Genomic DNA, 6415 nt, shown 5'->3' with positions numbered 1-6415 from the left:
ACATCGCGGCGGCGCTGGCCGCCGTCCGGCGCGAGGTGGAGGCGGCGCGGGCCGAGGCGACGTCCGCGCGGGCGCACGCCGCGCAACTCACCGAGCAGGTCGGCCACCTCGCCGCCGCGCTCTCGCGGCTGAGCCCGGCCGACCGGTGACCCGCTGACGCGTGCGCGTCAGCCCACGCTCGGCAGGTCGCTCATGTCCACGTTGGTACAGAACAGGCGCGCGCCGGCGTCGCCGGTGGACCGGTTGGTCGGCCGGGCGTGCAGGACGACGGAGTGCGCGTTCGCGCCGTCCGGCATCGCGTACGTGGTGGTCGTGCGGGACATGCCCCACCCGCCGGGCAGGACCCGCACGTCGAGCCAGATCTCGCGCTCCGAGATCCGCGCTCCGCGCGGGGCGCGCGGGTTGCTGAAGTGCGGCCCGGCGGAGGCGGCGGTGCGGCCGCAGCGGTCGCGGTGCACGTGGACGCCGAAGGTGCGGCCCCACGCCGAATGGGGCATCCCCTGGACCACGAAGACCACCGTGGCGCGCCCGGTCGGGCCCCGGAACGCGACGATCGCCGTCCCGGCGCGCGCGTACGCCCGGTCGTAGACGTACTGCGGGCCGTTCGCGAGCAGGTGCTGATCGCGCGGCGCGACCCGCGGTGGCGCGCTGGGCGCGGGATCCGGATCAGGGACCGGTGCGAGCGTCGCCGCGAGCGTGACCGCCAGCGCGACAGACCCCAATAAGCTGTGCATATCCGCTTAAACGAGGGCGCGCCGCGCCGGTTCCGGGGCTCAGCGGCGCAGCCGGGCCGGCTGGATCGCCGAGGAGAGCAGCCGCTGGAAGCCCACGAAGAACAGCAGGACGGGCAGCAGCGACAGCACCGACATCGCGAACAGCGGGCCGAGTGCCGTCTCCCCGCCGGACACCACGAACGCGCTGAGCCCGATGGGCGCCGTCTGCCGGTCCACGTCCGGCAGATAGATCAACTGGGTGAGGAAGTCGTTCCAGGTCCAGATGAACGACAGGATCGCGGTGGTCACCAGCGCCGGCCGGCTCAGCGGCATGATCACATTCAGGAACACGGTGTACGGGCTGCACCCGTCCACCTTCGCGGCCTCGTCGAGGTCGCGCGGGATGCCCCGGATGAACTGGACCATGAGGAACACGAAGAACGCCTCGGTGGCCAGCAGCTTCGGGACGATCAGCGGCAGCGGCGTATTCACCCAGCCCAGCCACCGGAACAGGGCGTACTGCGGCACGATCAGCACGTGGCTCGGCAGCAGCAGGGTGCAGATCATCACGCTGAACCACCACCCGCGCAGCGGGAAGCGCAGGCGCGCGAACGCGTACGCGGTGAGCGCGCAGGAGACGGTGTTGGCCACGACGGTCGCGACCGCGATGAGCGTGCTGTTCAGGAAGAAGGTGCCGAACGTCGCCGACGGCAGCCCGGTCCACCCGTGCACGTAGTTGGACCAGGTGATGTCCTCCGGGATCACCGACAGGTTGCCGATGATCTCGTTGGGCGACTTCACCGAGCTGCCGATGAGCCAGGCCACCGGGTAGATCAGCACCACGGCCAGGGCGATCAGTAGCACCGTCCGGCCGACCTGCCGAGCCGACGACGCCTGGATATCCACCACGGTCATCACAGCCCCCAGTCGTCGGCGTAGTGCACCCAGAACCGCCCGGCGACGAAGAGCAGCGCGGTGAGCGAGCCCACGGCGAACAGGAACGCCCACGCCATCGCCGAGGCGTAGCCCATCTCCAGGTCGCCGAAGCCCTTCAGGTAGAGGTACAGGGTGTAGACGAGCGTCGAGTCGGTCGGCCCGCCGGTGCCGTTGCTGACGATGTAGGCCGCCGTGAAGCCCTGGAAGCCGGCGATGGTCTCCAGCACCAGGTTGAAGAAGATGACCGGGGACAGCGTCGGCAGGGTCACGTTGCGGAACGTGCGCCACCGCCCCGCGCCGTCGAGGGCGGCCGCCTCGAAGTAGTCCGTGGGGATCTGCTTGAGGCCCGCCAGGAAGATGACCATCGGGGCGCCCAGCTGCCAGACGGCCAGCGCGATGAGGGTCAGCAGGGCGGTGTCCGGGTCGTTCACCCAGGGCCTGCCCTCGATGCCGAAGAGGGCCAGGAACTGGTTGACGGCGCCCCCGCCGCTGAACATCGCCTGCCACACGACGGCGATGGCGACGTTTTGCTGCCTCATTAACACAGCCCACGCCAGCTGTGTCAATCAGCCGGTTCCGCACCTTGGGTGGGTCGAGCGACTAAGTTTGCGCCGCTTTACGGCGGTGGACATCGACGGCCGGTGCGGGCCGATGACCTTCCTTAACACCTCGGTATCGCCGGCTGAAACGTTCTGTTGACACGGGTAGGCTCAGCCACGCAACCTGTCCAGACGCCGTCGCAGACCACCCTGCGGACCGGTCCACCCGCACGACATGGGCGAGCCACGATGAGCGAGTTCCCGCTGTTCCCCGGGCACCTGCTAGCTGGTAGGTACCGGCTGCTCGGCATGCTCGGCGCCGGCGGCATGTCCGTCATCTGGCGGGCATACGACGAGGTCCTGCGGCGCACCGTGGCGCTCAAGGTGCTGGCGCCCCAGATGGCCGCTGACGGACGTCGGCGCACGATGGTGCGCGACGAGGCCCGGGCCACCGCCCAGCTGGACCATCCGCACGTCACGGCGGTGCACGACTACGGCGAGGCGGTCGCCGGCGACGGGTCGGTCCTCGGCTTCGTCGTCTACGAGCTGCTCGACGGCGAGTCCCTGGAGAACCGGCTGGTCCGCGGGCCGCTGCCGTGGAACACGGCGGTGGAGATCTGCGTGGCCGTCGCCGAGGCGGTCGCCGCGGCCCACGAGCTGGACATCGTGCACCGCGACATCACGCCGGGCAACGTCATGCTCACCAACGCGGGCGTCAAGGTGCTGGACTTCGGCATCGCGACCACGGTCGGCGCCCCGGACGAGGACGAGGACGGCACCACGTTCGGCACCCCGGAGTACGTGGCGCCCGAGCGGCTCGACGGCGCCCCGGCGCACGCCGCCACCGACGTGTACGCCCTCGGCGTCCTGCTCTACGAGATGCTCATGGGCGAGCCGCCGTTCCGGGCGGACAACTGGGATGAACTGGCCGCTATCCAGCGCTCGGACGTGCCGCCCATCCCGCGCAACGTGCCCGGCCTGCCGCTCGACGTGGCCCGCCTGTGCCAGAGCTGCCTGGACCCCAACCCCAAGCGCCGACCGTCGGCCGAGGTGGTCGTCGACCGCCTGCGCGCCTTCGTGATCACCCCCTGCCACCCGGTGGCGCCCCGCGCGGACCTGCACCGCACCGTGCCGCGCACCATGCCGGCGCCGGCCACCGCCGGGCACGCCGCCCCGCCGAGCCCGTGGGGCCGCCGGGTTGTCCTGGGTGCCACCGCCGTAGTGAGCCTCGTCACGATCGGGGCGATCTTCGCCGTGCTGGGCGAGGGCGACGGCGGCCCGCGCGACCAGGGCGCCGTCCTGCCGACCACCCCGGGCCCCACGTCGGCCGCCGCCTCGCCCACGCCGTCGCCCACCCCGAAGCCGCGCAGGACCACCGGGGCGCCCACGGCGCCGCGCACCACCGGCCCGGCGCCCACCTCGGCGGCGCCGACGGCCGCGACCCTGCAGACGCTCGCGGCCGAGTTCCGCAAGCTGGTCAACGACGGCAAGGCCAACGGCGCGATCCGCCCCGACGTCGCCGAGGACCTGCTGCAGGTGCTCAACAACGCGCTGCGGTCCGGCACCTCGGCCGACGTGCGCCACGGCCTGGAGCTGCTGCGGACAAAGGTGGACCAGCGCGCCAACGAGCCGACGGCGATCACCGAGACGCTGGCGGCGAAGCTGCTCGCCACCGTCGACCGGATGCTGGCCATAGCGCCCGTCACACCGACGGCCGCGTGACGCCCGCCACGAGATCGCGTCCCGGGCCCGTCCCGGCCCCGCCGGCGAGCTAAATTCACATTGAACGTACCGGTCGCGTGATCCGCGTCCGACGTCTACGACCACGGCCCGGGGTTCCGATCGAATCCCCGGGCCGTGCGCGTATCTAGCTGGCGATCACCCCGCGCAGCCACTCGTAGCTCGCCTTGGGCGTCCGCACCTGGGTGTCGTAGTCCACGTGCACGAGCCCGAACCGGGGCGGGTAGCCACGGGCCCACTCGAAGTTGTCCAGCAGCGACCAGTGGAAGTACCCCCGCAGGTCCACCCCGTCGGCGATCGCCCGGGCGGACGCGGCCAGGTGGTCGGAGGTGAACGCGATCCGCGGCGCGTCGTCGACCCGCCCGTCCGGCCCCACCTCGTCGGCGTAGGCGCACCCGTTCTCGGTGATGTAGACCGGCGGCAGCGTCGGATACCGTTCCTTCAGCCCCATCAGCGTGGCGTAGAGGCCTTCCGGCTCGATCGGCCAGCCCACCCCGGTCCGGCGCGGCGCATCCGGCACAAAAGCCTCAACCCCTATCTGGTACGCGCTGCGCGCCGCGCGGCCTTCGGCCGGCAGCGGCGAGTCCCGGACATGCACCCGGTAGTAGTAGTTGACGCCGAGGAAATCGAGCGGGGCCGCGACGGTGTCCAGGTCGCCGTCGGCGAGGAACGAGAAGTCGGTCAGGTCGCCCCACACCTCGGCCGCGTCGGCCGGATAGCGCCCGCCGAGCAGCGGCTCGGTGAACAGCCGGTTGACCAGCAGATCCTGCCGCCGCGCGGCGGCCTGGTCGGTCGCGCTGTCGCTGGCCGCCACGGCCGGCGACATGTTCAGCGTGACCCCGACCGGGGCGGCCACCCGCGCCCGCAGCTCGCGCACCGCCAGGCCGTGGCCGAGCAGCAGGTGGTGGGCGGCGGCGAGCGCCCCATGGCCCTCGCGCGCGCCGGGCGCGTGCCGCCCCTCCGCGTACCCGGTGATCGACGAGCAGTACGGCTCGTTCAGGGTGATCCAGTGCCCGACCCGGTCGCCGAGGTGGTCGGCGAGGATCGCCGCGTACTCCGCGAAGCGCGCCGCGGTGTCGCGCGCCCGCCAGCCGCCGACGTCCTCCAGCGCCTGGGGCAGGTCCCAGTGGTAGAGCGTGGCCCAGGCGTCGATGCCCCGCTCGGCCATCCCGTCGAGCAGCCGCTTGTAGAAGTCCAGACCTGCCGCATTGGCGGGGCCCCGCCCGTCGGGCTGCACCCGCGGCCACGCGATCGAGAACCGGTACGCCCCCGCGCCGAGGCCGGCGATCAGGTCGAGGTCCTCGGCCCACCGGTGGTAGTGGTCGCAGGCGACCGCGCCGCTCGTGCCGTCGGCGACCTTGCCGGGCGTGGCGGCGAACGTGTCCCAGATCGACGGGCCGCGCCCGTCCTCGGCGACGGCCCCCTCGATCTGGTAGGCCGACGTGGCGACGCCCCAGACGAAGCCGGGCGGGAATTCGATCATGAATCGCAGGGTACCCGGTGTTCACCCGCGATTGGTAAGAACATTTATATCGCGCCACGCGGCCGGCATTCCCGGCGCGTACACCTGCGAACATGACGGTACGAATCCTCGCCGCCACCGGCGAGACCACGGCGGCCGCGCCCCGTTACACCCTGCTGGTCGCCAACAACGCCGACGAGGTACGCGCCGCACAACGGCTGCGCTACCGCGTCTTCGCCGGGGAGCTCGGCGCCCGGTTGACATCCCCCCTGGCCGGCCTCGACGTCGACGAGTTCGACGACCACTGCGACCACCTCCTCGTCCGCGAGGAGCACACCGGCGAGACGGTGGGCACCTACCGCATGCTGCCGCCGGCGAAGGCCGCGGCCCTCGGCCGCACCTACAGCGACGGCGAGTTCGACCTGCGCATGCTCGCGCCCCTGCGCGACGCGGTCGTCGAGACGGGCCGCTCGTGCGTGCACCCCGACCACCGCTCCGGTGCCGTCATCAATCTCATGTGGACCGGCATCGCCCGCTACCTGCACCTCATGAACAAGCGCTGGCTCACCGGCTGCGCCTCGGTCGGGCTGGCCGACGGCGGCGCGGCGGTCACCGCCGTGTGGGGCATGATCCGCGAGAAGCACCTGGCGCCGCCGCGACTGCGCGTCGAGCCGCGCAACCCGTACCCGGTGGGTGATGACGACCCACTGCCTCGCGCCGCGGCCCTCGCGTTGACCCCCGCGCTGCTGCGCGGCTACCTGCGCCTGGGCGCCTGGGTCTGCGGGCCGCCCGCGCACGACCCCGACTTCGACGTGGCGGACTTCTTCGTGCTGTTCTCCCTGGACCGCATGGACCCACGCTACCTGCGCCACTTCCTCGGCGACGTCAACGCCGGGCAGGCGGCCGGGCGATGACCGCGGCGGCCCTCCCGGTCGTGGCACTGCCCGGTGCCGCCGCGCCCGGCGCGCTGAACGGTCCGGCGTCCCCCGGCGCGCTGAACGGTCCGGCGTCCCCCGGCGCGCCGG

General features: G+C 72.4%; 6 protein-coding genes. 2 read left to right on the top strand and 4 right to left on the bottom strand.

What is annotated here, in order from left to right; translation table 11 throughout:
* Positions 1–167: 167 nt before the first annotated feature.
* Genes ABD211_RS33595 through ABD211_RS33585 form a run of 3 tightly spaced genes read right to left on the bottom strand, consistent with a single transcriptional unit; the run spans position 168 to position 2188 of the window.
* On the bottom strand, positions 168–722 hold the full coding sequence (locus ABD211_RS33595; RefSeq protein ID WP_344140645.1) for a hypothetical protein: 555 nt from the start codon (positions 720–722) through the stop codon (positions 168–170).
* Between the two features lie 51 nt (positions 723–773).
* A complete protein-coding gene (locus ABD211_RS33590; RefSeq protein ID WP_344140644.1) occupies positions 774–1628 on the bottom strand; it encodes a carbohydrate ABC transporter permease in 855 nt (284 codons plus the stop codon).
* A complete protein-coding gene (locus ABD211_RS33585; protein WP_344140642.1) occupies positions 1628–2188 on the bottom strand; it encodes a carbohydrate ABC transporter permease in 561 nt (186 codons plus the stop codon). The genes ABD211_RS33590 and ABD211_RS33585 overlap by 1 nt, the downstream gene beginning before the upstream one ends.
* 249 nt (positions 2189–2437) lie before the next feature.
* Here ABD211_RS33585 and ABD211_RS33580 point away from each other — a divergent pair, with 249 nt between their 5' ends.
* The gene (locus ABD211_RS33580; RefSeq protein ID WP_344140640.1) at positions 2438–3910 is read left to right on the top strand and encodes a serine/threonine-protein kinase; all 1473 of its coding nucleotides are present in this window, start codon (positions 2438–2440) and stop codon (positions 3908–3910) included.
* A gap of 145 nt (positions 3911–4055) precedes the next feature.
* On the opposite strand, the gene ABD211_RS33575 is transcribed toward ABD211_RS33580, so the two are convergent.
* Positions 4056–5411, bottom strand: a complete 1356-nt coding sequence (locus tag ABD211_RS33575; RefSeq protein WP_344140638.1) for a GH1 family beta-glucosidase — start codon at positions 5409–5411, stop codon at positions 4056–4058.
* Positions 5412–5503: 92 nt separating this feature from the next.
* On the opposite strand from ABD211_RS33575, the gene ABD211_RS33570 reads away from it, so the two are divergent.
* Positions 5504–6304 carry a GNAT family N-acetyltransferase gene (locus tag ABD211_RS33570; protein ID WP_344140636.1) on the top strand — a complete coding sequence of 267 codons (801 nt, stop codon included), beginning with the start codon at positions 5504–5506 and terminating at the stop codon, positions 6302–6304.
* Positions 6305–6415: the final 111 nt, after the last annotated feature.

Origin of the sequence: Luedemannella flava (assembly GCF_039528515.1) — a bacterium.
GTDB classification, from domain to species: domain Bacteria; phylum Actinomycetota; class Actinomycetes; order Mycobacteriales; family Micromonosporaceae; genus Luedemannella; species Luedemannella flava.
This window is presented reverse-complemented; position numbering and strand designations above follow the sequence as displayed.

Excerpts from the sequence above, each read along its gene's own strand:
- ABD211_RS33580 (WP_344140640.1), top strand. The coding sequence starts at position 2,438 with ATGAGCGAGTTCCCGCTGTTCCCCGGGCACCTGCTAGCTGGTAGGTAC.
- ABD211_RS33585 (WP_344140642.1), bottom strand. The coding sequence starts at position 2,188 with ATGAGGCAGCAAAACGTCGCCATCGCCGTCGTGTGGCAGGCGATGTTC.
- ABD211_RS33570 (WP_344140636.1), top strand. The coding sequence starts at position 5,504 with ATGACGGTACGAATCCTCGCCGCCACCGGCGAGACCACGGCGGCCGCG.
- ABD211_RS33575 (WP_344140638.1), bottom strand. The coding sequence starts at position 5,411 with ATGATCGAATTCCCGCCCGGCTTCGTCTGGGGCGTCGCCACGTCGGCC.
- ABD211_RS33590 (WP_344140644.1), bottom strand. The coding sequence starts at position 1,628 with ATGACCGTGGTGGATATCCAGGCGTCGTCGGCTCGGCAGGTCGGCCGG.